Below are 23,379 nucleotides of genomic sequence, written 5' to 3'. Positions count from 1 at the left end.
GCCAGGCTCGCGCCCGGCGGCAAGTGACTATTCAATACACCGAGCACGCGACCAGCCGTCAGTCGCCGAACAGTTCCGCCAACCCGAGCCGCTCGGCGCACTGAACCAGCGAGCGCCGCTGGGTCTCGGCATACAACGCCAGCTCGTCGAACACCGGCGCGCCCAGGTCGCGCTCGAAGGCGTCCTGATTGGCCGAATGGCCGTAACTGTCACGCGCGGCATCGCCCAGGTTGGACTGGAAGATGCCCGCCGCGCTGACCGGCAGAAAGTCTTCGTAGACCAGCGGCTCGCAACACAGATGCCCGGCGGCGAGCAGCGCTTCCAGGTCGCTCGCCAGCTCGCCACGCGCCTTGGCCGCCAGCCCGGCCGGGCTGACGAAGTAGCGGAAATAGGCCAGTTCCTGGCGGCGCAGGCTGGCGTAGTCGTCCGGGAATTCGCCGAACTGCTCGGCCAGCGCCGATCCATAGTCGCCGTCTGCCTGGCGCGCGTTGTCCAGCAAGCGGTCGTAGAGCGCGCGGCCTTTGGCGGTCAGGGCCGCGCCGCGTTGCTCGATCTCGCCGAAACGGGCCGAATGGCTGCCCAGGGCGCGCTCGCCATTGTCCTCGACGAACACTACCTGCTCGTGCAGGGCCTTGAAGCTGGTCTGGCGCAACAGGATCGGGCAGCGCCGCAAAGGCGGGCCTTCGACAATCGCCTTGGGGTCGATGCCGCGTTGCGGCATGCCGGCCTGCACCGCATCGATATCCAGGCTGCGCGGGGTCAGGTGATTGATGTGCGGGCCCTTGAAGGCCACCACGTCGGCGACCAACCGGTGTTGCTCGCTCAGTTGCTGGTACAGCGCCGCGCCGACCGTCGCCTCGCGGTGCCAGCGGAAGGTCTCCAGGGCCTGCTCGACGAACTCGTCCGCCTCGGCCTGCGCCAGGCCGCCGGCCTGTTCGAAACGCTCGATCAGCGCGATGGCCCGTGGGGTAAAGATGGATCGGCGCTCGAGCACGCTGCGCGCCAATTCGCGCAACTCGGCATTGTCGATCAGCTCCAGGCGCAGCAAGGAGGTGAACACCCGGAACGGGCTGTGTTGCAACGAATCTTCGTGGATCGCCCGGAACGCGGTGGCATGCACCGGCACCCCGGCGCAGGCCAGGTCGTAGTAGCCGACCGGGTACATGCCCATGACCGCGAACAGCCGACGCATGGTGGCCAGCTCGACGGCGCTGCCCAGGCGGATGGCGCCATGCCGCTCCATGTCCAGGCGCTGGATCTCCCCGGTCAGCTGCAGCCGTTCGGCCAGCTCGCCATCCTGCGCCAGCACCTGCCGGTTGACCTGGCTCACCAAATCGAGCAGTTCGCCGTAGAGCGGCACTTCGGCCCGATACATGGCCGACATGGCGCGGGAAAACTGCGCACGGATCTCGTCCGGGTGAACCCACGCGTCTCGGTGGGCGGCCGCTTGCACACTCATGGGGTTCGACTCCTCGCTTCGCCTGATCGCTCTGACCGGGGTCTCCAGGGCGGAGACCTATTCCGGTGATTCATGCGAAACATTCTGGCGAGCCGAATAGCCCGTTTCAAACGACTAATCTTCTCCTGATCATTCCCTAAACGAATCTTCCAAGGCCGCTGCGGCCAGATCCGTCAGTGCTGCGCCGCCTGTTTCAGGCGCCGCGCCAGCAGCACCAGGGTGAGCAGGAACAGCGGCGCCAGCAGGGCGAACAGCACCTTGCCGGACAGCGGCGAACCCAGTGCCGCCAGCCCCTCCAGGGTCATCTTGAGCAGACCAATCAGGTAGTAGCTGATGGCGATCAGGGAGAAACCCTCGACCGCCTTCTGGATCTTCAACTGGGTGCTGCTGCGCGCATTGAGGCTCTCGAGAATCTTCGAGTTCTGCTCCTCCACCTCGACCTGGGCCTTGGCCTGCAGCAGCTCGCCGAGGTTGGCGATGCCGGCGGCCAGGCGGTCGAGACGCTGCTCGGTGGCCGCGCAGTAACGCACGCTGGGTTTGAAGCGCCGCTCGATGAACACGCCGAGGCGCTGATGGCCGTCGGCATGGTTTTCGCGCAGCTCGGCGATGCGCTCGAAGACGATCTGGGCATAGGCCGCGGTGGCACTGAAGCGCTGCCGGCAGCCGGCCGAGCAGCGCATCAAGCGGGCCGAGAGCGAGGTCAGGCCGTCGAGCAGCGCCTTGGCCTGGCTGTTGTCGGCGGCGGCATTGCGCTCGGCCAGGCCGATCAGCTCGCGATCCAGTTCCTGCAGGCTGCCGCTCAGCTCCTGGGCGGCGGGCAACCCCAGGGAGGCGAGCATGCGGTAGGTTTCGATTTCCACCAGGCGGCGGACCATCCGCCCCAGCCGGTAGGCATTCAGGCCGCGATTGACCAGTAGCAGGCGGTTGAAGCCCTGCGCCGACAGGCGAAAGTCGCTCCAGACCGTGGCATCGCCGCCGCCGACATGCGAGCCGGCCGGATCCTTGAAACCGTAGCTGGACGGCTGGCCATCGGCGTCCTGCTCGTCCTCGACCAGGATCACCAGGGCATTGATGATCAGCTCGCGGTGCGCATCGAGCAGGCCGCGCAGCGGTTGCGGCAGCTCCGCCCAGCGCGGGCCGTCGGCCTGACGCGGCACCACCCAGGTCAGCGAGAGAAACTCGCTGTGACGCTCCCACTTGAACGCATGCCCGGCGATGCGCAGCAGGCCGTGACGCTGCACGCCTCGCCCGGGGTTGTCGGCCAGTTCGTCGAGCTGGCGCACCAGGCCGTCGAGGGACAGGCCGTCATCCAGCAGGGCGAAGTGGTAGACATGGGCCGGGCCGGCGAAATAGATCGACGGGCGCGCGTGCAGTTCATCGTGCAGGCTTTCTCTCAGCGGGTGCATCAAGGCTCTCCTGAAAACTCACCGGCAGGTCCTGGCAAAAGCCCTGCCCCGAGTTTTCTAGACTGCCCCAGGCGCGGCGAGGGCACATCTCCACGCCTTGGCCGGCTCAGGCCAGCGCGGCCAGGCAACGCTCGAAGATGTCGAAGCCTTCCTCGAGAAGCTCGCGTTCGCAGGTCAATGGCGCCAGCAGGCGGATGATGTGCCGCGCCTTGCCGCTGGGCATCAGCAGCAGCCCCTGCTCGCGGGCGGCGCCGAGCAGCGCGGCCAGGCGCTCGCTGCCCGGCCCGCCGTCGGCGCTGCGCAACTCGATGCCGCGCATGGCGCCGACCCCGGTCAGCCGGCCGATCATGGGCGCCCAAGGCTTGTCCTGCCAGCTGCGGTGGCGCGCCTCGATGGTGCTGGCCTGCAACTCGCCCCAGGTCGCCAGGTTGGCATCGCTCATCTCCGCCAGGCTGGCCAGGGCCGCGGCGCAGGCCAGCGGGTTGCCCGAATAGGTGCCGCCCAGGCCGCCCTTGGGCAGCGCGTCCAACAGTTCGCGACGGCCGACCACCGCGCCCAGCGGCAGGCCGCCGGCGATGCTCTTGCCGAGCAGCAGCAGATCCGGCTCGATGCCCAGGCGACTGAAGGCGAAGCGTTGGCCGCTGCGGCCGAAGCCGGACTGGATCTCGTCGATGATCAGGAGGATGCCGTGGACGTCGCAGAAACGCCGCAGATCCTGGGCGAAGGCCGCATCCAGCACCTGAAAACCGCCCTCGCCCTGGATCGGCTCGACGATGAAGCAGGCCACCTCGGCGCGGTCGATCTCCACGCTGAACAGGCGTTCCATGGCCGCCAGCGCCTGTTCGCGGCTGACCCCGTTGTCGGCGCTGGGATACGGCAGGTGATACACCGGCCCCGGCAGCACGCCGACCTTCTGCTTGTAGGGCGCGACCTTGCCGTTGAGGTTGAGGGTGGCCAGGGTGCGGCCGTGGAAACCGCCATCGAAGGCGATCACCGCGCTGCGCCCGGTGGCGGCCCGGACCACTTTGAGGGCATTTTCCGCCGCCTCGGCGCCGCTGTTGGTGAGCATCCCCGACAGCGGATAGCTGACCGGCACGAAGCGCGCCAGCGCCGCCATCAGCTGGCCGTAGCCCTCATGGGGCACGGCATTGAAGGCCGAGTGGGTCAGGCGGCCGGCCTGTTCGCGCAGCGCCGCGACGATGCGCGGGTGGCAATGACCGAGGTTGAGCACGCCGATGCCGCCGACGAAGTCGATATAGCGCTTGCCTGCCGTGTCCCAGACCTCGGCATTGCGCCCATGGCTGAGGCTGATCGGATGGACGATGGCCAGGGAGTTGCTGATCGGCGCCTGGCTCATGGGCGCGCCCCCGCTGCGACCGACTGGCGCAAAGGGAACGGATAACGGCTGGGCGTCTGGCAGGCGGGCATGGGCGAATCCTCTGGGCCTAGTGGGATAGGCCGCTATGAAAGCGAGAGTTCAACCCGGCGTACAAACGAAAAAAAGCGCGGCTGTTATTCCTTAAATTCCGAGATCGCGTCCTTCAGCGCTTCTGTTCGAGCCTGACCTGCTCCTCGATCCAGCTGACGAAGCTGCGGATCTTCGGCACCTCCGCCGCATGCTCGGCGTAGGCCAGGAAATGCGCGCCGCTGCTGCTCACCGGATGATCCCAGGGGATCACCAGCTTGCCCTCGGCCAGTTCGTCCGCCGCCAGAAAGCGCGGCACCAGCGCCACCCCGCAGCCGGACTGGGCGGCGCGGATGCACATATAGAAGGTTTCGAAGCGCGGACCGTGGTAGCTGTGCTCGGTCTGCAGGCCCAGGCCCTGGAACCACTCGTGCCAGGCCTCGGGGCGCGAGGCGCATTGCAGCAGGCGCATCTCGGTCAACTGCAGCGGGCTGTCCAGCGGCGCGGCCGGGAGGATATCCGGGGCGCACACCGGCACCACCGCCTCGCCGAACAGCTCGATGCACTCGGCCCCCGGCCAGGTGCCCTGGCCGAAGAAGAACACCACGTCGGCACGCGACTGCAACAGGTCGAAGGGTTCCAGCTCATTGCAGATGTCCAGGTGGATGCCCGGGTGGGCGGCGCCGAAGCCCTTGAGGTGCGGGATCAGCCAGCGCGCGCCGAAGGTCGGCTGGGTCGCGACCTTGAGCACCTCGGTCTCGCCGCCGTAGGAGAGGATATAGCGGGTGGACATCTCCACCTGCTTGAGGATCTTGTTGACCTCGGTGAGGTACAGCGAGCCGGCCGGGGTCAGCTGCAGGCGCCGGCGGATGCGGCGGAACAGCAGGTGCTGGAGCATCTCCTCCAGCTGCGCGACCTGCTTGCTCACCGCGCTCTGGGTCAGGAACAGCTCCTCGGCGGCGCGGGTGAAGCTGAGATGCCGGGCCACGGCCTCGAAACACTGCAGGGCGGCCATCGACGGCATCAGACGTTTGGACATGGGCTACTCGCGAAGGCCAATTAAGGCAAATGAATGAATCCAAGGAATGACATGGCGAATAATGGTCGCTTGTTGTCTTCCAGCCGGAAGATTAATACTGACCCGGATCGCAATTTTCAACCACCAGCAGAAACAGGAGATAGCCATGGTTGACGGACTTCTGAGCCGCCTCGGGGTTAACGCCCACGCAGTAGAGAATGGCAACTACCCGGTATACACCCCCATCGACGGCAGCCAGATCGGTTCGGTCAGCCTGGAGGATCGCGCCGCCGTGCTGGCCAAGATCGAGCGCGCCGAGCAGGCCTTCCAGGCCTGGCGCACCGTCCCCGCCCCCCGTCGCGGCGAGCTGATCCGTCTGTTCGGCGAGGTGTTGCGCCAGCACAAGGCCGACCTCGGCGAGCTGGTGTCCTGGGAAGCCGGCAAGATCACCCAGGAAGGCCTGGGCGAGGTGCAGGAAATGATCGACATCTGCGACTTCGCCGTCGGCCTGTCGCGGCAGATCTACGGCCTGACCATCGCCTCCGAGCGTCCGGGCCACCATATGCGCGAGACCTGGCAGCCGCTCGGCGTGGTCGGGGTGATCAGCGCCTTCAACTTCCCGGTCGCGGTCTGGGCCTGGAACACCACCCTGGCCCTGGTCTGCGGCGACGCGGTGATCTGGAAGCCCTCGGAGAAGACCCCGCTCACCGCCCTGGCCTGCCAGGCCCTGTTCGAGCAGGCCCTGCAGGCCTTCGGCGACGCCCCCGAGGGCCTCAGCCAGTTGGTCATCGGCGACCGCGACGCCGGCGAAGCCCTGGTCGACGACCCGCGCGTGGCCCTGATCAGCGCCACCGGCAGCACCCGCATGGGCCGCGAAGTCGGCCCGCGGGTGGCCGCCCGTTTCGGCCGCAGCATCCTCGAACTGGGCGGCAACAACGCCATGATCCTCGCCCCCAGCGCCGACCTGGACATGGCCGTGCGCGCCATCCTGTTCGGCGCCGTGGGCACCGCCGGCCAGCGCTGCACCAGCCTGCGCCGGCTGATCGCCCACGAATCGGTCAAGGACGAGATCGTCGCCCGCCTGAAAGTGGCCTACGCCAAGGTGCGCATCGGCCATCCGCTGCAGGGCAACCTGGTCGGCCCGCTGATTGATCAGCATGCCTACGAGTCCATGCAGGCCGCGCTGAACCAGGCCCGCGCTGAAGGCGGCCAGGTGTTCGGCGGCGAGCGCCAGTTGGCCGAGCAGTACCCCAACGCCTACTACGTGGCGCCGGCCATCGTCGAGATGCCGGGCCAAAGCGCGGTGGTGCGCCACGAGACCTTCGCACCGATCCTCTACGTGCTGAGCTACAGCGACTTCGACCAGGCCCTGCACCTGAACAACGAGGTGCCGCAAGGCCTGTCCTCGTGCATCTTCACCACCGACCTGCGCGAGGCCGAGCAGTTCCAGAGCGCCGCCGGCAGCGACTGCGGCATCGCCAACGTCAACATCGGCACCAGCGGTGCGGAAATCGGCGGCGCCTTCGGCGGCGAGAAGGAAACCGGCGGCGGCCGCGAATCCGGCTCCGATTCCTGGAAGGCCTACATGCGCCGGCAGACCAACACGGTCAACTACTCCCGCGAGTTGCCGCTGGCCCAGGGCATCGTCTTCGACTGAGTATCCACGCACTAAAAAAGCAGCCCCGGCGCATTGCGTCGGGGCTGCTTTTTTATTTATTGATACGGCCGAACAACCTCTGTAGCAGCCCGCCGGCTGGCCCCTACAGAAGCGGCACCAGCCTGTGCGCACTATGGCTCCAACGTCGCCCACAACGCAGGGCCGCCGGCCGCTTTCTCGATCGCGGCCAGGCGCGCGCTATGCGCCTCCAGCTCGGCCTGAGAAGCGCGAACCACTAGGGTGGGCTGACGTTCGGCGGCCAGGCGACGAATCGCACTGGGCTGCTGACGACCATTGCTGTCGCCCTCGGAGCCGTCGCCGGCCAGGGACAGGTGGGTCTGGCCGCCGGTCATGGTCAGGTAGACGTCGGCGAGGATCTCGGCATCGAGCAAGGCGCCGTGCAGGTCGCGCCCCGAGTTGTCGACGCCATAGCGCTTGCACAGCGCATCCAGGTTGTTGCGCTGCCCCGGATGGCGCTCGCGAGCCATCAGCAGGGTATCGAGGATCGAGCAATGCTCGCTGATGTCGGCGCGATCCTGCTGTTTGATCAGGGCGAATTCGTTGTTGATGAAGCCAACGTCGAACGCCGCGTTGTGGATGATCAGCTGCGCGCCCTTGATGAACTCGAAGAACTCGTCGGCCACTTCCTTGAAGCGCGGCTTGTCCTGGACGAAATCATTGGTGATGCCGTGCACCGCAATGGCGCCCTCGTCGATCTCGCGATCCGGCTGCAGGTAGACATGGAAATGCCGCCCGGTGAGGCGCCGGCCCATCAGTTCGACACAGCCGATCTCGATGATCCGGTGGCCATCGGCGACCGGCATGCCGGTGGTTTCGGTATCCAGTACTACGCTACGCACGTTGCAGCCCTCTCACTTCATCGACGCCACGGTTGGCCAATTGGTCGGCACGCTCATTCCCGGGATGACCGGTATGCCCACGCACCCACTGCCAGGTCACGGTGTGCCGGTTGACCTGCTCGTCCAGCTCGCGCCACAGGTCGGCATTTTTCACCGGCTGTTTGGCGGCGGTTTTCCAGCCGCGCTTCTTCCAGTTCGGCATCCAGTCCTGGATACCTTGCATGACGTACTGCGAGTCGGTCACCAGACGCACGTCGCAAGCACGCTTCAACTCGGCCAGGGCGCGAATCGCCGCGGTCAGTTCCATGCGATTGTTGGTGGTTTCGGCTTCGCCGCCCCAGAGTTCTTTTTCCACGCCCTTGAAAATCATCAACGCGCCCCAGCCTCCGATGCCGGGATTGCCCTTGCAGGCACCATCGGTGTAAATCTCGACTTGTTCATTCATGCAGAGCATTTCTCTCAATAAATTCCGCTCGGCAGGCTCTAGCAGGCCATTGAATAACCACCTACGCGTTCAACGGCCTGCCAGCACTTACGGCTTCGAGTCGCGGCGACTGACCTTGGCCACCGGCATGGGCACCAGCTTGCCCATGGGGGCTCGTTGCGTCTGGCGCAGCGGACGCAAACCTATCACCAGCTTGCGCGCCACCAATAGATAGAAGCCACCGCCTGGCGATTGCCAAGCATCGCCCCAGGCTTCCAGCGGTGCCAGACGAGCCTGCCAGGCAGTGGAAGCAAGCGGCGGACGATAGCATCCGAAGCGGCGTTTCTCCAGCGCAAAGCCCAACAGGTGCAGCCAGTCACTGACCCGCCTGGGCGCGATGCAGCGGGCCTGGCGCAAGGCGTCGCGAGCGAACAGGCGGCGCACGCCCCAGGCGCTCATCGGGTTGATCCCGACCACCAGCAAATGCCCGCCCGGACGAACGCTGTGCGCCGCCTCTCGCAACAACCCATGGGGCGACAGGCTGAAGTCCAGGCCATGCTGCAATAACACGACATCCGCCGCATACTCGGTCAGCGGCCAGGCCTGCTCTTCGCAGACGATCTCCACGCCACTGAAAGGCGCACCGACCCGTACGCTGCGCTGGATCTGCGCGGCATTCGGCGAAGCGTTCGCGGAAGGGCCGTAATGCACCAGGTAACCGCCAAAGAAGCGCGCCAGTTCTTCCTCCAGCAAACGCTGCTCATCCTCCAGCAACAACTGCCCATAGGGCCCATTGAACCAATGGCGCGCCGTGCCGATGAGCTTGAGCCAATCGGCATCGGCCTGGGCGAAGGGATGATCGGACATAAAGGATTACCTGCGTAGCCAGCATTGCCAATGAGTCCTAAGATGCACCTTTATGACCTGCTTAGCGACCCGCACGATGATAAAGATCGACGCCCTGCCCGCTTTCTCGGACAACTATATATGGTTGCTGCAAGACACCGAACAGCGCCGCTGTGCGGTGGTCGACCCCGGCGATGCGGCGCCGGTGCTGGCTTGGCTGAACAGCCACCCGGACTGGCAATTGAGCGACATACTGATCACCCACCATCACCCCGACCATGTGGGCGGCATCCAGCCGTTGAAGGCGGCGACGGGGGCACGGGTACTCGGCCCGGCGCGCGAGAATATCCCCGCACGCGATCTGGCCTTGCGCGAAAGCGACGAGGTCGAAGTGCTCGGCCAGCGCTTGCGCGTCATCGAAGTACCCGGGCATACCCTGGGGCATATCGCCTATTACCAGGCAGACCAGCACTGGCTGTTTTGTGGCGACACCCTGTTCGCCGCCGGCTGTGGCCGCCTGTTCGAAGGCAGCCCCGCGCAGATGCACGACTCACTGCGCCGCCTGGCGGCCCTGCCCGAGCAAACCCTGGTGTATTGCACCCATGAATACACCTTGAGCAACCTGCGCTTTGCCCAGGCGGTCGAACCAAACAATCCGCAAATCGCCCAACGCCTGCAGGAAGTCAGCGCCTGGCGCGCCGAAGGACGCATCAGCCTACCCTCCAACCTGGCCCTGGAATGCGCGACCAATCCTTTTTTACGTAGCGCCGAAGCCTCGGTCAAGGCCAAAATTGACGAGCATGACGGCGCGCAAAAACGCTCGTCCAGCGAGGTTTTTGCGTGCCTGCGCGCGTGGAAGGATCACTTCTAAAAAAATCGATAACCTCGCAAAAAAAGTGGTTAAAACTTGACCACCCCGGCATCGGTTCCTAGAATCGCCCGACCTTTATCTCGGGAAGCCCCAACCAGCCAATGCCTTTATCACCACGCAAGACCTTGAATTTAAAGGCATTGGCACAAGGCGCCCAGGCGCTCGTGGTGGTGTTTTGTGCCACTCTGGCCGGCTGTCAGAGCACCGGCAAAGGCCTCGACAATGGTCGCGGTAACGACACCGATCTGACCGTGGGCCTGGAGCGAGAACCGGTATGGCTGAGCGATAGCCTCGCCACGGCAGAGCCCGAAGATATTTGGCAGCGTGTCCGTGACGGCTATCAACTGCAGGATCAGATCGGCATCAACCCGCGCATCGAGCAGCAGCGCCTGTGGTTCGTCAGCAACCCCTCCTTTATTGAAAAATCCGGCGAGCGCAGCAGCCCTTATATCCACTACATCGTCGAGCGGCTGGCCGAACGCAATATGCCGATGGAGTTGGCATTGCTGCCGATGATCGAAAGCGCCTACAACCCCTTTGCCTATTCCCACGCCAACGCGGTGGGCTTGTGGCAATTCATTCCCTCCACCGGGCGTTATTTCAATCTGCGCCAGACCAGTTGGTACGACGGCCGCCGCGATGTCATGGCCTCGACCAATGCCGCGATGGACTACTTGTCGCGCCTGCATGAAATGTTCAACGGCGACTGGCTGCTCGCCCTGGCCGCTTACAATGCCGGCGAAGGCCGCGTCAGCCGGGCCATCGAGCGCAACCAGAGACTCGGCCTGCCAACCGACTACTGGAACCTGCCACTGCCCAAAGAGACGCAAAATTACGTGCCCAAGCTGCTGGCCCTGTCGCAGGTAGTGATGTCCCCGCAAGCTTATGGCGTCAGCCTCGAGCCGATTGCCAACGAGCCGTATTTCGAGCAGGTCGAACTCAAGCAGCGCATGGATCTGTCCAGGGTCGCGGCCATGGCTGAGCTGGATGAAGATGAGCTGTATCAGCTCAACCCCGCCTTCAAGAAACGCATCACCCTGGACGGCCCGAAACATTTGCTGGTGCCCACCGCCAATGCGGAACTGCTGGCCGCCAACCTGGCGCTGATGAAGCCACAGGATCTAGTGGACTGGCAGCAATACAGCGTGCGCTCCGGCGACAGCCTCAACAGTATTGCCAACCGCTACCACCTCACGGTCAGCACCCTCAAGGACATCAATCGGCTCAGCGGCAACCAGCTGCGCATCGGCCAGGTACTGAGCATCCCGGCACAACCGGGTCGCCAGCCGAAAGAACCGCTGTTCCAGCGACTCGCCAGCCAGGAAGCCGCACCACGCAACTACCGGGTGAAAAGCGGCGACAACCTCTGGCAAATCGCCAAGGCCCACCGGGTTGCGCTCGAGGATGTACGACGCTGGAACAATCTGACCGGCAACCAGCTGCGGGTCGGCCAGACCCTGGCGCTACGTGACGGCCAGGCCGCGCCGACGGGCGAGCGCGGCGAAGTGACCTACTACAGGGTGCGCAAGGGCGATTCGCTGTACCTGATCGCCAAACGCTTCAAGGTGCAGATGCAGCACCTCAAGAGCTGGAACCCGCGCACCAGCAGTGCGCTCAAGCCGGGGCAGACCCTGGCCCTGCGCCTGGCGCGCTGATCAAGCGCGCTGGCTCAGCGCCTCCAGGCAACGTTGGGTGAGCTGGGTGAAGCGCTGAAAGGCGACAAACTGCTCATGTTTCAACGCCCGCCCGGATACCCGGTTGTCGGCATAGAGCACACCGATCTCGCGGCTGCCTGCCAACAGCGGGGCGATAAAGAACATGCCCTGGCCCAGCCGCTGACGGATCGGCTGGGTCACCAGATCATTGAGGCTATAGCTGGCTGGCACACCCATCCACAGTGCTTCTTTATTGCGCAGCACGTAGCTGAAGATATGCGGCTGCTCGCGCTGTTCGACCGGCAGCAGGAAGTCACTCATCCAGCCCTCGGTGTCTTCGCCCTGCACCCGTTTGGCGCGAAAGCAACTTTGCCCATCGGCCAGCACCACCAACATCGCCCGCTCCAGCCCCGCCCCCTGATGCAGGCCTTTGAGCAAGGTATCGAGAATCAAGCCGACATCGCCTCGGCGAGACGCCATCAACCCCAGATCCTGCAAGGCCTGTTGCAGGAGCTGCAGGTTGGGTTGCAACAGGCGCGCCTTGCGCTGTTCCTGTTGCAGACGGATTTGCTCGGGATCGGTGTTGGGGATCAGCCGGCAGAGCTGACTGGCGCCAAAGGTCGCGGCCACCTTGACCGCTTCATCGGCGCTGGCCAATACCTGCTGCATGGCCTCTTGCGGACTGACCCCGATGAATCCCGCCATCTCGCCGACCAAGCTCTCCATCGCCGGCGAGTCCCAGCCTTCGAGCGCCGCCTCACTGATCCGGGCGCCCAGACTGACCGCGCGCACCGCCGGGTCGTTATGGTTGGCGCTGTGATGCGCCAAGCTGGCAATCTCGCCGAGATTCCAGCCTTTTACCAAGCCCTGGGTCAGCTGGCGGAAGCTGGTGCCGAGCACCGCACGTACCGTTTCCTCGACATCGACGCCCGGCTGAGCCAGGGCGCAGGCCAACTCGTCCGCCTGCGCACCGCCACAGCCCCAAAAAGCCAGCTCGCCCAAGTGATAGAGCAAGGCTGCGATAAACACCTCCTCCTCATGCCTCGACAGCACGTAGCCGGCAATATTGCGCGCCTGTACGGCGGCGTGAAACGAACGCGCGAGCAGTTCCTGCAACTGCTCGCGCGGAGCACCGGCAAGCAAACCGTCGATAAGGCTCACGGAGAGGCTGATCAGGCGTACATTGTCGAAGCCGATCAGGACGATGGCCCGCGAGATGGTTCTGATCGTTTCTTGCGAAGGGTTGTAATAAGCACTGTTGCCGACACGCAGCACCTTGGATGTCAGGGAAGCATCACGAAGCAAGACGTCCGCCAGTTGCTGCACCGAAGAGTGCTCTTGCTGTGCCAAGCGCTGCAGATCCTGCACCACAGCGGCCAGGGCAGGCAATTCGGCCTGGTTCAGACGATCAATCCATGACTGCAGACCATGGCTAGGTGTATCCAAGTTCAAGGCCTCGTGGTGATTAAGCCAAAGAGAGTAATAATGCCCGCATACCCAGCCAATAGACTTGGTCTTTTTCCTACGGATACAAGCTGTTACTGTACCGGACAAGAAGCCCAAAAGCCGCTCCGGATCGGATCTTCCACTTGATGCGTCCCCTCCTCTCGCTAATCCTCAGCTTGGCCATCGGCTTTCCCGCGTGGGCAACCGTCAACGAAAGCCACGGCTATGCGCAATTTGGCGCACTCAAATACCCGGCCAGCTTCACCCACTTCGACTGGGTCAATCCCGACGCCCCGAAAGGCGGAACGCTGCGACTCATGGCCACGGGCACCTTCGACACCCTCAACGCCTACACTTTCAAGGGCACCAGCCCGATTTCCACCGCCAATTTCCTTCAATACGGCGTCACTGAGCTTAATGAACCGCTGATGGCGGGCACCGGCCATTACGACCCCTCCGGCGATGAGCCGACTTCCAGCTATGGCCTTATCGCCAAATCGGTCGAGTACAGCGAAGATCGCAGCTGGGTGGTGTTCAATCTGCGCCCGCAAGCGCAGTTCCATGACGGCAAGCCGATCACCGCCTTTGACGTGGCGTTTTCCTATCGGCTGCTGCTCAAAGAGGGCCACCCGCAGTACCGAACCAACCTGCAGGAAGTGAAGCGGGTCGACATCCTCAATCGCCACCGCATCCGCTTCGTGTTCAAACGCTCGGGCAACCCACTGCTGATCCTGCGCCTGGGCGAGTTACCGATACTGCCACAACACTACTGGAAGAACCGCGACTTCAAGGCCACCACATTCGAACCGCCGCTGGGCAGTGGCCCTTACCGCATCACCCAAGTCGCCCCGGGACGCAGCCTGACCTTCGAGCGGGTAAAGAATTGGTGGGGAGAGAAACTGCCGGTCAATCGCGGCAAATACAACTTCGACCGGGTCGAGGTGGAGTTCTACCGCGATAGCCATGTGGCCTTCGAAGCCTTCAAGGCCGGCGAATTCGACTTCTATATCGAACAACAAGCGAAGAACTGGGCCAACGGCTACCACTTTCCGGCGCTGCTGCGTGGCGAGGTGATCCGCGCCGAGATCCCGCATCAGATTCCCACGCAGACCCAGGCCTTGTTCATGAACAGCAGGCGCGCGGCTTTCGCCGAACGCAAGGTACGTGAAGCCCTGGGGCTGATGTTCGACTTCGAGTGGAGCAACCGCGCGCTGTTCAACGACTCCTACATACGAGCCAAGAGCTATTACCCAAACAGCGAGTTCTCCGCCACCGGTACGCCCCAAGGTGCCGAATGGCTGCTGCTCTCACCCTATCGCAAACAACTGCCCAAACGCTTGTTCAGCGAACCCTTCGCCATGCCGCAAACCGATGGTCGCGGCATCCCCCGGGAAACCTTGCGCCACGCTCTCGGTCTATTGGGCGAGGCGGGATGGAAGCCATCCGGCCAGCGCCTGCTGAACGCCAAGGGGGAGCCGCTGCGGTTCGAGATCTTGCTGGTCAACCCAAACCTCGAACGAATTCTTCAGCCGTTCACCGAGAACCTCGCCAGCATCGGCATCCAGGCCAACCTGCGCACCGTCGATCGCGCGCAGTATAAACAGCGCCTGGATCAATTCGACTTCGACATGATTTTGCTGACCCTGCCGCAAACCCTCAGCCCGGGCCTCGAGCAGTCGCTGTACTTCCACTCCAGCCAGGCCACGGTCAAGGGCGGCAAGAACTACGCAGGCGTAAATCATCCGGTGGTCGATGCCTTGCTCGACAAGTTGCTGTCAGCCAAGACCCGCGATCAACAGATCGCTGCCACCCGCGCACTCGACCGGGTGCTGCTGTGGCAGCACTACACCATCCCCAATTGGTACATCAATTACCACCGCCTGGCCTACCGCGATCGGTTTGCCTTCGTCACCACGCCGCCCTACACCCTGGGCCTGCGCACCTGGTGGCTGAAACCCACGGAGAATGCCCGATGACGCCGCCTCTGCGCTCATTTCTGCTGCACGCCAGCACCCTCTTGCTGCTCGGCCTGGCCAGCCTGAGCCAGGCCGCCGGCCAGCACGCCTTGACTCTGTATCAGGAAGCGCCGAAATACCCGGCCGACTTCCAGCATTTCGACTACGTGAACCCCGATGCCCCCAAAGGCGGCACCTTGCGCCAGGCCGGCTTTGGCGGCTTTGACAGCCTCAACCCCTTCATCAACAAAGGGGTAGCGGCCGATAATATCGGCCTGGTGTACGACACCCTGACTCGTCATAGCCTGGACGAGCCCTTCAGCGAGTACGGCCTGCTCGCGCAAACCATCGAAACAGCCGCAGACAATACCTGGGTGCGTTTCTACCTGCGTCCCGAGGCCCGTTTCAACGACGGCCAAGCGGTGACCGCCGAGGACGTCAAGTTCACCTTCGAGACCCTGATGACCCAGGGAGCGCCCACCTACCGCGGCTACTATGCCGATGTCGAACGGGTCGAAGTCGAAGGCCCGCGCCAGGTGCGCTTCATCTTCAAGCATGCCGGCAACCGCGAGCTGCCGCTGATTCTCGGCCAACTGCCGGTACTGCCCAAGCACTGGTGGGCCGAACGCGACTTCAGCAAGAGCAACCTGGAGATTCCGCTCGGCAGCGGCCCCTATGTGGTGGCCGAGGTCAAAGCCGGCCGCTCGATTCGCTATGAGCGAGTCAAGGATTGGTGGGGCAAGGATCTGCCGGTCAACCGCGGCTTCTACAACTTCGACAGCATGCGCATCGATTACTACCGCGACAACACCGTGGCCCTCGAGGCCCTGAAAGCCGGGCAGTTCGATTACTGGCTGGAAACCAGCGCGAAAAATTGGGCCACCGCCTACGACACCCCCGCCGTTGCCAATGGCCAACTGATCAAAGAAGAGATCGAAAACCACAACCCCACCGGCATGCAGGGCTTCATCTTCAACACCCGTCGGCCACTGTTCCAGGACAAACGGGTGCGGGAGGCGCTGGGTCTGCTGTTCGACTTCGAATGGACCAACCGCCAGTTGTTCAATGGTGCCTATACCCGCACCCGCAGTTATTTCGACAACTCCGAACTGGCCTCCAGCGGCCTACCCGGCGCCGACGAACTGCAGCTCCTCGAGCCGCTGCGCAGCATGATCCCGGCGCAGGCGTTCAGCGATGAGTTCAACGTACCCGTCACCGACGGCAGCGGCATCATCCGCGAACAGCAGCGGCGGGCCTACCAACTGCTGCAGGAAGCCGGCTGGCGTATCGAAGGCGACCAGATGCTCGACGCCGAAGGCAAGCCGGTCAGCCTCGAGTTCCTTCTCGCGCAAACCGAGTTCGAGCGCGTACTGCTGCCATTCAAGCGCAACATGGCCGATCTCGGCATGGAACTGGTGATCCGTCGAGTCGATGTCTCGCAGTACATCAACCGTCTGCGCTCGCGGGATTTCGACCTGATCGTGGGCGGCTTCGGCCAGTCCAATTCGCCGGGCAACGAGCAGCGCGAATACTGGCATTCGAGCAGCGCCGACAATCCCGGCAGCCGTAATTTCATCGGCTTGAAAGATCCTGCCATCGACCAACTGGTCGATGGTCTGATCAACGCCACTTCCCGGCAAAGCCTGATCGCCCATACCCGGGCCCTCGACCGCGTGTTGCTGTGGGGTCATTACGTGATCCCCAACTGGCACATCAAGACCTGGCGCGTGGCCTACTGGAACCGCTTCGAGCACCCGAAAGTCACCCCTCAATACGACATCGGCCTGAACACCTGGTGGGCTCGCCCGCAACAGCCCCCCGCCGCAGTGGACAACGCCGCCGCGGCGAATACGGAGCAATAAGATGCTGGCGTATATCTTCCGTCGCCTGTTGCTGATCATTCCCACCCTGTTCGGCATCCTGCTGATCAACTTCATCATCATCCAGGCCGCCCCCGGCGGGCCGGTGGAACAGATGATCGCCAAGCTGGAAGGCTTCGAGGGCGCCACCAGCCGCATCGCCGGCGGCGGCGCCGAAGTCGCCATCGCCGGCTCCAACTATCGCGGCGCACAGGGTCTCGACCCGGAACTGATCGCCGAGATCGAGCGCCTGTACGGCTTCGACAAGCCGGCCCCCGAACGCTTCTGGATCATGCTGAAAAACTATGTCCGCTTCGACTTCGGCGAGAGCTTTTTCCGCGATGCCAGGGTGATCGACCTGATCATCGAGAAGATGCCGGTGTCGGTCTCCTTGGGGCTGTGGAGCACCCTGATCATGTACCTGGTTTCGATCCCGCTGGGCATCGCCAAGGCCACCCGCCACGGCAGCGCCTTCGACGTCTGGACCAGTTCGGCGATCATCGTCGGCTATGCGATCCCGGCCTTCCTGTTCGCCATTCTGTTGATCGTGGTGTTCGCCGGCGGCAGCTACCTCGACTGGTTTCCGCTGCGCGGCCTGACCTCGAACAACTTCGACGAACTCAGCCTCGGCGGCAAGATTCTCGACTACTTCTGGCACCTGGCGCTGCCGGTGACCGCCTTGGTCATCGGCAACTTCGCCACCCTGACCCTGCTGACCAAAAACAGCTTCCTCGACGAGATCAACAAACAGTATGTGACCACTGCCAGAGCCAAGGGCCTGAGCAGTAACCGCGTGCTCTATGGCCATGTGTTCCGCAACGCCATGCTGATCATCATTGCCGGCTTCCCCGCGGCCTTTATCGGCATCTTCTTCACCGGTTCCCTGTTGATCGAGGTGATATTTTCCCTCGACGGCCTGGGCCTGATGAGTTTCGAGGCGGCCATCAACCGCGACTACCCGGTGGTTTTCGGCACCCTGTTCGTCTTCACCTTATTGGGATTGGCCGTGAAATTGATCGGTGATATCACCTACACCCTGGTCGATCCGCGCATCGACTTCGAAAGCCGGGAGGGTTGAAATGACGCTCTCCCCGCTCAATCAGCGCCGCCTGCTCCTGTTCAAGGCCCATAAGCGCGGCTGGTGGTCGTTGTGGATCTTCCTCGCGCTGTTCGGCCTGAGCCTCGGCGCCGAACTGATCGCCAACGACAAACCCCTGGTCGTGCACTATGACGGCGAGTGGTATTTCCCAGTGCTCAAGCGTTACCCGGAAACCACCTTCGGCGGCGAGTTCCCCTTGCAAGCCAATTACAAGAGCCCCTACATCCAGGAGCTGATCGAGCAGAAGGACGGCTGGATGCTCTGGCCGCCGATCCCCTTCAGCTACTCCAGCATCAATTACGAGCTGCAGGTACCCGCCCCGGCACCGCCTTCCGCCGACAATTGGCTGGGCACCGACGATCAGGGCCGCGATGTCATGGCCAGGGTGATCTACGGCTTTCGCATTTCGGTGTTGTTCGCCCTGACCCTGACCATTCTCAGCTCGATCATCGGCGTGTTCGCCGGCGCCCTGCAGGGCTTCTATGGCGGCTGGGTCGACCTGGTCGGGCAACGCTTTCTGGAAATCTGGTCGGGCCTGCCGGTGCTCTACCTGCTGATCATTCTGGCCAGCTTCGTGCAGCCGAATTTCTGGTGGCTGCTGGGCATCATGCTGCTGTTCTCCTGGATGAGCCTGGTCGATGTGGTGCGCGCCGAGTTCCTCCGCGGACGCAACCTGGAATACGTGCGCGCCGCCCGCGCCCTGGGCATGCAGAACGGCGCCATCATGTTCAATCACATCCTGCCCAACGCCATGGTCTCGACCATGACCTTCATGCCCTTCATTCTCACCGGCGCCATCGGCACCCTGACCGCACTGGACTTCCTCGGCTTCGGCCTGCCGCCGGGGGCGCCCTCTCTGGGCGAACTGGTCGCCCAGGGTAAATCCAACCTGCAGGCGCCCTGGCTCGGCATCAGCGCCTTTAGCGTACTGGCGCTGATGCTCAGCCTCTTGGTGTTTATCGGCGAAGCGGCACGCGATGCCTTCGATCCGAGGAAATAAGATGACCCGATCCGACACCCTTATCGAAGTACGTGACCTGGCCGTCGAATTTGTCAGCGGTGACTCGAAGCAACGCGTGATCGAAGGCGTCAGCTTCGATATCCGCCGCGGCGAGACCCTGGCCCTGGTCGGTGAAAGTGGCTCAGGCAAGTCGGTCACCGCCCACTCGATCCTGCGCCTACTGCCCTACCCCTTGGCCCGGCATCCGAGCGGCACTATTCACTATGGCGGGCAAGACCTGCTCACGCTCGGCGAAAACAAGCTGCGCAACATCCGCGGCAACCGCATCGCCATGGTGTTTCAGGAACCCATGACGTCGCTTAACCCGCTGCACAGCATCGAGAAACAGATCAATGAAGTGCTGGCCCTGCATAAAGGGCTGTCGGGCAAAGCCGCCACCGCACGCACCCTGGAACTGCTCGGGCTGGTCGGCATCCCCGAACCGTACAAGCGCCTCAAGGCCTACCCGCATGAACTGTCTGGCGGCCAACGGCAACGGGTGATGATCGCCATGGCCCTGGCCAACGAGCCGGAATTGCTGATCGCCGATGAGCCGACCACCGCGCTGGACGTCACCGTGCAGCTGAAAATCCTCGAACTGCTCAAGGATCTGCAGGCGCGTCTGGGCATGGCGCTGCTGCTGATCAGTCACGATCTCAACCTGGTGCGACGAATTGCCCATCGCGTATGTGTCATGCAGCAGGGAAAGATCGTCGAACAAGCGTCGTGTGAACAGCTGTTCCATGCGCCGCAGCATCCCTACACCCAGGAACTGCTCGGTGCCGAGCCGAGCGGCGAGCCGGTAGCCAACCCTGCAGGCCCGCCGCTGCTGGAAGTCGACGATCTGCGCGTGTGGTTCCCGATCAAGAAAGGACTGCTGCGGCGTACCGTCGACTATGTGAAAGCGGTGGATGGCATCAATTTCAGCCTGCCCCAGGGCCAAACCCTGGGTATCGTGGGCGAAAGCGGTTCCGGCAAATCCACCCTGGGCCTGGCAATCCTGCGGCTGATCGGCAGCCAGGGCGCCATTCGTTTTCAGGGCCAGGCACTGGATGGGTTGGCGCAGCAACAAGTGCGTCCGCTGCGCCGGCAGATGCAGGTGGTGTTTCAGGATCCCTTCGGCAGCCTGAGCCCGCGCATGACGGTGGGCATGATTATCGGCGAGGGTCTGCGCATTCATCGCATGGGCACGCCGGCGGAGCAGGAACAGGCGATCATCGACGCACTTATGGAGGTAGACCTGGATCCGGATACCCGGCACCGTTACCCCCACGAGTTTTCCGGCGGACAACGGCAGCGGATTGCCATTGCCCGCGCACTGGTGCTGAAACCGGCGCTGATACTATTGGACGAGCCGACTTCGGCGCTCGACCGTACGGTTCAGCGTCAAGTAGTGGAGTTGTTGCGTTCATTGCAGGCCAAGTACAACCTGACTTACCTGTTCATCAGCCACGACTTGGCGGTGGTTCGGGCGATCAGCCACCACCTGATCGTGGTCAAGGAAGGTCAAGCGGTCGAACAAGGCCCGGCAGCGGCGATCTTCGCCGCGCCACAGCATATTTACACCCAGCAGTTGCTGGAAGCCGCCTTATTGGCTCCGGGCGCTGCTGACTAAATCCTTAAAGCAGGAAGAGGAAGAACACACATGGGTTTTCTAAGCGGTAAGCGCGTACTGATCGTTGGCGTTGCCAGCAAACTGTCCATCGCCTCGGGTATCGCCGCAGCCATGCACCGCGAGGGTGCCGAACTGGCCTTCACTTATCAGAACGAAAAACTCAAGGGTCGCGTCGAAGAGTTCGCCGCCGGCTGGGGCTCCGGCCCCGAGCTGTGCTTCCCCTGCGACGTGGCCAGCGACGAAGAAATCGCCGCCGCATTCGAAGCCCTGAGCAAGCAGTGGGACGGCCTGGATTGCATCGTCCACTCGGTCGGTTTCGCCCCCGGCGATCAACTCAACGGCGACTTCACCGAAGTCACCACTCGCGAAGGCTTCCGCATCGCTCACGACATCAGCGCCTACAGCTTCGTGGCATTGGCCAAGGCCGGCCGGGAGATGATGAAGGGACGCAACGGCAGCCTGCTCACCCTCTCCTACCTGGGGGCAGAGCGCACCATGCCCAACTACAACGTCATGGGCATGGCCAAGGCCAGTCTGGAAGCGGGTGTACGCTACCTGGCCGGCAGCCTCGGCCCGGAAGGCACCCGGGTCAACGCCATCTCTGCAGGCCCCATCCGCACCCTCGCCGCATCGGGAATCAAGAGCTTCCGCAAGATGCTCGCGGCCAACGAGAAGCAGACCCCCTTGCGCCGTAACGTGACCATCGAAGAAGTCGGCAATGCCGGCGCCTTCCTCTGCTCCGACCTGGCCTCGGGCGTCAGCGGCGAAATCATGTACGTCGACGGCGGTTTCAACACCACCGCCATGGGCGCGATGGAAGACTGATCGCCACAGCATGAATAATAAAAAAGGCCGCTGTTAGCGGCCTTTTTTATCCTCGACAGATATCAGAAACGTTCGATATCGGCTTTTGCCTCCAATTGCTTGCGGAATGCCGCGAAGTCCTGCTGACCACTGCGCGAGGCGAGGAAACGGCTGTACATGGCCTTGTCTTCCTCGCTCAACGCCGCCGCTGGCTCACTGACACCGTTCAGGCGAACAACCACATAGTTGCCGTTGCTCAAGCTGACCCCGACAAAAGTCGACTGCTCGGCCGCGCTTGGCTTGGGCATACGGAACAACGCCTGCAGGACGGCGGGCTCAACCCCCTCCTGGCTGCGTGTAGCCGCTTCAACCACCTCCCAGGCCTGCCCCGAATCAGCCTGTTCAACCGGCGTCTTGCCATCGATCAAGGCTGCCAGGAGAGCCTCGCCCTCAGCCTTGGCCGCTTCACTGGCACGCCCCCTGGTCAGTTGCTCGCGTATGCTCGCTTCGACCTGTTCGAGAGCCAACTGCTCAGGTTTGCGGTGCTCCTTGACGCGTAGCACAACGACGGTATTCGGGTCGAGTTCGATGGTGCTGCTGTTACTGCCATCCTCCAGCACCTCGGCACTGAATGCAGCCTGAATCACCTGGCGATTAGCCGCCAGCCCTTCACCGCCCTCACGCCCAAAGGCTTCGCTGGTTTTGATCGTCAGCCCCAGCTCTTGGGCAGGCTGAACCAGATCCGAGGCTTCGAACGCGGCATCTTCAAGCTGCTTGCTGACCTCGACAAAGCGCTGCTCGAGTTTGCGTGTTTTCAGATCACGTACCAGCTTGTCTTGCAGGCTGGCAAAGCTCGGCACCTCCGGTGCCTGCACGCCCAACAATTTGATCAGGTGCCAGCCAAACTCGCTGCGCACTGGCGCTGAGACCTGGCCTTCGCTCAAGGCATACAGCACCTCTTCAAAGGCCGGGTCGTAGACGCCTGGGCCGGCATAACCAAGATCGCCACCATTGTTGGCGGAACCCGGATCGTCGGAAAACTCCTTGGCCAGCGCGGCAAAGTCTTCGCCTTGCTGCAGGCGTTTCTGCGCTTGCTCAAGCTTGCTCTTGGCCTGCTTCTCGTCGAGCGAATCACTCACCTCGACCAGGATATGCGCGGCTTGGCGCTGCTCGGCCAGATTGGCAATTTCGTTTTCGTAAGCGCTTTGCAGGTCTTCATCACTGACTTCAACCTGATCGAAGAATGCATCCTTGTTCAGCTCGACATATTCCAGCACGACCTGCTCAGGACTCATGAACTGACTGGCCTGTGAATCGTAATAAGCCTTAATGTCGTCATCGCTGAGCTGAACCGCATCGCTATCGGCCTTGAGGGTCAGGGTCGCGAAGTCACGGGTCTGCTTTTCCAGGCGCGCGAAAGCAGCCACTTCCGAATCGGTCACGAAGGCACTGCCGGAGAGGCCGGCACGCAGCTGGCCGATCAGCATTTCCTGCTCGAGCATCTGGCGGAACTGCATGCGTGTGTAGCCGAGCTGGCGAATTACCTGGTCGAAACGATCGGCATCGAACTTGCCATCCACCAGAAACTCGGGCGTTTGCAGAATCAGCTGATCGAGCGCTGCCGGGGCAAAGGCGAATTTGGCGGCGGTTGCGCCCTGCAGCAATAAAGTGCGCTCGATCAGGCCCTTCAGTGAGGCCTCGCGCAGCAACTTCTCGTCCAGCAAGGACGCATCGAAGTCACGCCCAAGCTGCTGCAACAGCTGACGCCGTTGCATCTCGACGGCTTGGCCGAGGTCATTGAGCGTGATTTTTTCGCCGTTGACTTCAGCGGCATTCTGGCTGTCGCTGGTGCCGGTAAAAATGGCCTCGACACCGGTCAGCGCGAGCAGTACCACAATAAGACCGATGATGGTTTTGGCAATCCAACCCTGTGAATTGTCCCTGATGTTTTGCAGCATGCTTCCCCCAGAACGACTGTACAAAAAAAGCAGCCGTGCAGT

Annotated in this window: 18 protein-coding genes; 9 read left to right on the top strand and 9 right to left on the bottom strand. The window is 63.0% G+C overall.

Going from position 1 to position 23,379, the window contains the following annotated elements; translation table 11 throughout:
• Positions 1–58: 58 nt before the first annotated feature.
• From P8H27_RS11770 to P8H27_RS11755, 4 genes are all read right to left on the bottom strand, one after another.
• A complete protein-coding gene (locus tag P8H27_RS11770) occupies positions 59–1,459 on the bottom strand; it encodes a VOC family protein (RefSeq protein ID WP_289637701.1) in 1,401 nt (466 codons plus the stop codon).
• A gap of 173 nt (positions 1,460–1,632) precedes the next feature.
• Entirely contained in the window at positions 1,633–2,865 is a 1,233-nt protein-coding gene (locus P8H27_RS11765) for a DUF3422 domain-containing protein (protein WP_289637699.1), read from the bottom strand.
• Between the two features lie 106 nt (positions 2,866–2,971).
• Positions 2,972–4,222 carry an aspartate aminotransferase family protein gene (locus tag P8H27_RS11760; protein WP_289637697.1) on the bottom strand — a complete coding sequence of 417 codons (1,251 nt, stop codon included), beginning with the start codon at positions 4,220–4,222 and terminating at the stop codon, positions 2,972–2,974.
• Between the two features lie 184 nt (positions 4,223–4,406).
• Positions 4,407–5,309, bottom strand: a complete 903-nt coding sequence (locus P8H27_RS11755; RefSeq protein ID WP_289637696.1) for a LysR substrate-binding domain-containing protein — start codon at positions 5,307–5,309, stop codon at positions 4,407–4,409.
• Between the two features lie 145 nt (positions 5,310–5,454).
• Here P8H27_RS11755 and P8H27_RS11750 point away from each other — a divergent pair, with 145 nt between their 5' ends.
• Positions 5,455–6,945 (top strand): aldehyde dehydrogenase family protein, encoded by a 1,491-nt coding sequence (locus tag P8H27_RS11750; RefSeq protein ID WP_289637695.1) that lies wholly within the window; start codon positions 5,455–5,457, stop codon positions 6,943–6,945.
• Positions 6,946–7,076: 131 nt separating this feature from the next.
• Here P8H27_RS11750 and dnaQ read toward each other — a convergent pair whose 3' ends face one another.
• The 3 genes from dnaQ to P8H27_RS11735 all read right to left on the bottom strand — a co-directional run bounded on the left by dnaQ (position 7,077) and on the right by P8H27_RS11735 (position 9,096).
• Positions 7,077–7,805 carry a DNA polymerase III subunit epsilon gene (gene dnaQ / locus P8H27_RS11745; RefSeq protein ID WP_289637693.1) on the bottom strand — a complete coding sequence of 243 codons (729 nt, stop codon included), beginning with the start codon at positions 7,803–7,805 and terminating at the stop codon, positions 7,077–7,079.
• Positions 7,798–8,250, bottom strand: coding sequence for a ribonuclease HI (rnhA, locus tag P8H27_RS11740; protein ID WP_289637691.1), 453 nt, complete (start codon positions 8,248–8,250; stop codon positions 7,798–7,800). Before rnhA ends, dnaQ begins: the two co-directional genes overlap by 8 nt.
• Before the next feature lie 87 nt (positions 8,251–8,337).
• The gene (locus tag P8H27_RS11735) at positions 8,338–9,096 is read right to left on the bottom strand and encodes a methyltransferase domain-containing protein (protein WP_289637690.1); all 759 of its coding nucleotides are present in this window, start codon (positions 9,094–9,096) and stop codon (positions 8,338–8,340) included.
• Positions 9,097–9,172: 76 nt separating this feature from the next.
• Between P8H27_RS11735 and gloB the strand changes: the two genes are divergently transcribed.
• Positions 9,173–9,946: a hydroxyacylglutathione hydrolase gene (gene gloB, locus P8H27_RS11730; RefSeq protein WP_289637688.1), complete on the top strand. Its 774-nt coding sequence runs from the start codon at positions 9,173–9,175 to the stop codon at positions 9,944–9,946.
• Between the two features lie 101 nt (positions 9,947–10,047).
• Positions 10,048–11,601 carry a LysM peptidoglycan-binding domain-containing protein gene (locus P8H27_RS11725; RefSeq protein ID WP_289637687.1) on the top strand — a complete coding sequence of 518 codons (1,554 nt, stop codon included), beginning with the start codon at positions 10,048–10,050 and terminating at the stop codon, positions 11,599–11,601.
• Here P8H27_RS11725 and P8H27_RS11720 read toward each other — a convergent pair whose 3' ends face one another.
• Positions 11,602–13,047: an HDOD domain-containing protein gene (locus P8H27_RS11720; protein ID WP_289637686.1), complete on the bottom strand. Its 1,446-nt coding sequence runs from the start codon at positions 13,045–13,047 to the stop codon at positions 11,602–11,604.
• 146 nt (positions 13,048–13,193) lie between these two features.
• Here P8H27_RS11720 and P8H27_RS11715 point away from each other — a divergent pair, with 146 nt between their 5' ends.
• The 6 genes from P8H27_RS11715 to fabI are packed head-to-tail and all read left to right on the top strand — an operon-like array spanning position 13,194 to position 21,400.
• On the top strand, positions 13,194–15,023 hold the full coding sequence (locus P8H27_RS11715) for an extracellular solute-binding protein (protein ID WP_289637856.1): 1,830 nt from the start codon (positions 13,194–13,196) through the stop codon (positions 15,021–15,023).
• Positions 15,020–16,864, top strand: coding sequence for an extracellular solute-binding protein (locus P8H27_RS11710; protein ID WP_289637684.1), 1,845 nt, complete (start codon positions 15,020–15,022; stop codon positions 16,862–16,864). The genes P8H27_RS11715 and P8H27_RS11710 overlap by 4 nt, the downstream gene beginning before the upstream one ends.
• A gap of 1 nt (position 16,865) precedes the next feature.
• Positions 16,866–17,939, top strand: coding sequence for a microcin C ABC transporter permease YejB (locus P8H27_RS11705; protein WP_289637682.1), 1,074 nt, complete (start codon positions 16,866–16,868; stop codon positions 17,937–17,939).
• A gap of 1 nt (position 17,940) precedes the next feature.
• The gene (locus P8H27_RS11700; protein WP_289637681.1) at positions 17,941–18,960 is read left to right on the top strand and encodes an ABC transporter permease; all 1,020 of its coding nucleotides are present in this window, start codon (positions 17,941–17,943) and stop codon (positions 18,958–18,960) included.
• 1 nt (position 18,961) lies between these two features.
• Positions 18,962–20,575 (top strand): ABC transporter ATP-binding protein, encoded by a 1,614-nt coding sequence (locus P8H27_RS11695; protein WP_289637679.1) that lies wholly within the window; start codon positions 18,962–18,964, stop codon positions 20,573–20,575.
• A gap of 30 nt (positions 20,576–20,605) precedes the next feature.
• Positions 20,606–21,400 (top strand): enoyl-ACP reductase FabI, encoded by a 795-nt coding sequence (fabI, locus tag P8H27_RS11690; RefSeq protein ID WP_289637678.1) that lies wholly within the window; start codon positions 20,606–20,608, stop codon positions 21,398–21,400.
• A 62-nt stretch (positions 21,401–21,462) separates the two neighbouring features.
• Here fabI and P8H27_RS11685 read toward each other — a convergent pair whose 3' ends face one another.
• On the bottom strand, positions 21,463–23,337 hold the full coding sequence (locus P8H27_RS11685; RefSeq protein ID WP_289637675.1) for a SurA N-terminal domain-containing protein: 1,875 nt from the start codon (positions 23,335–23,337) through the stop codon (positions 21,463–21,465).
• Positions 23,338–23,379: the final 42 nt, after the last annotated feature.

It is taken from the genome of Pseudomonas sp. sp1636, assembly GCF_030376615.1.
Lineage (GTDB): Bacteria > Pseudomonadota > Gammaproteobacteria > Pseudomonadales > Pseudomonadaceae > Aquipseudomonas.
Note: the sequence above shows the minus strand (reverse complement) of the source record. Positions and strands in the feature narration are given on the sequence as shown.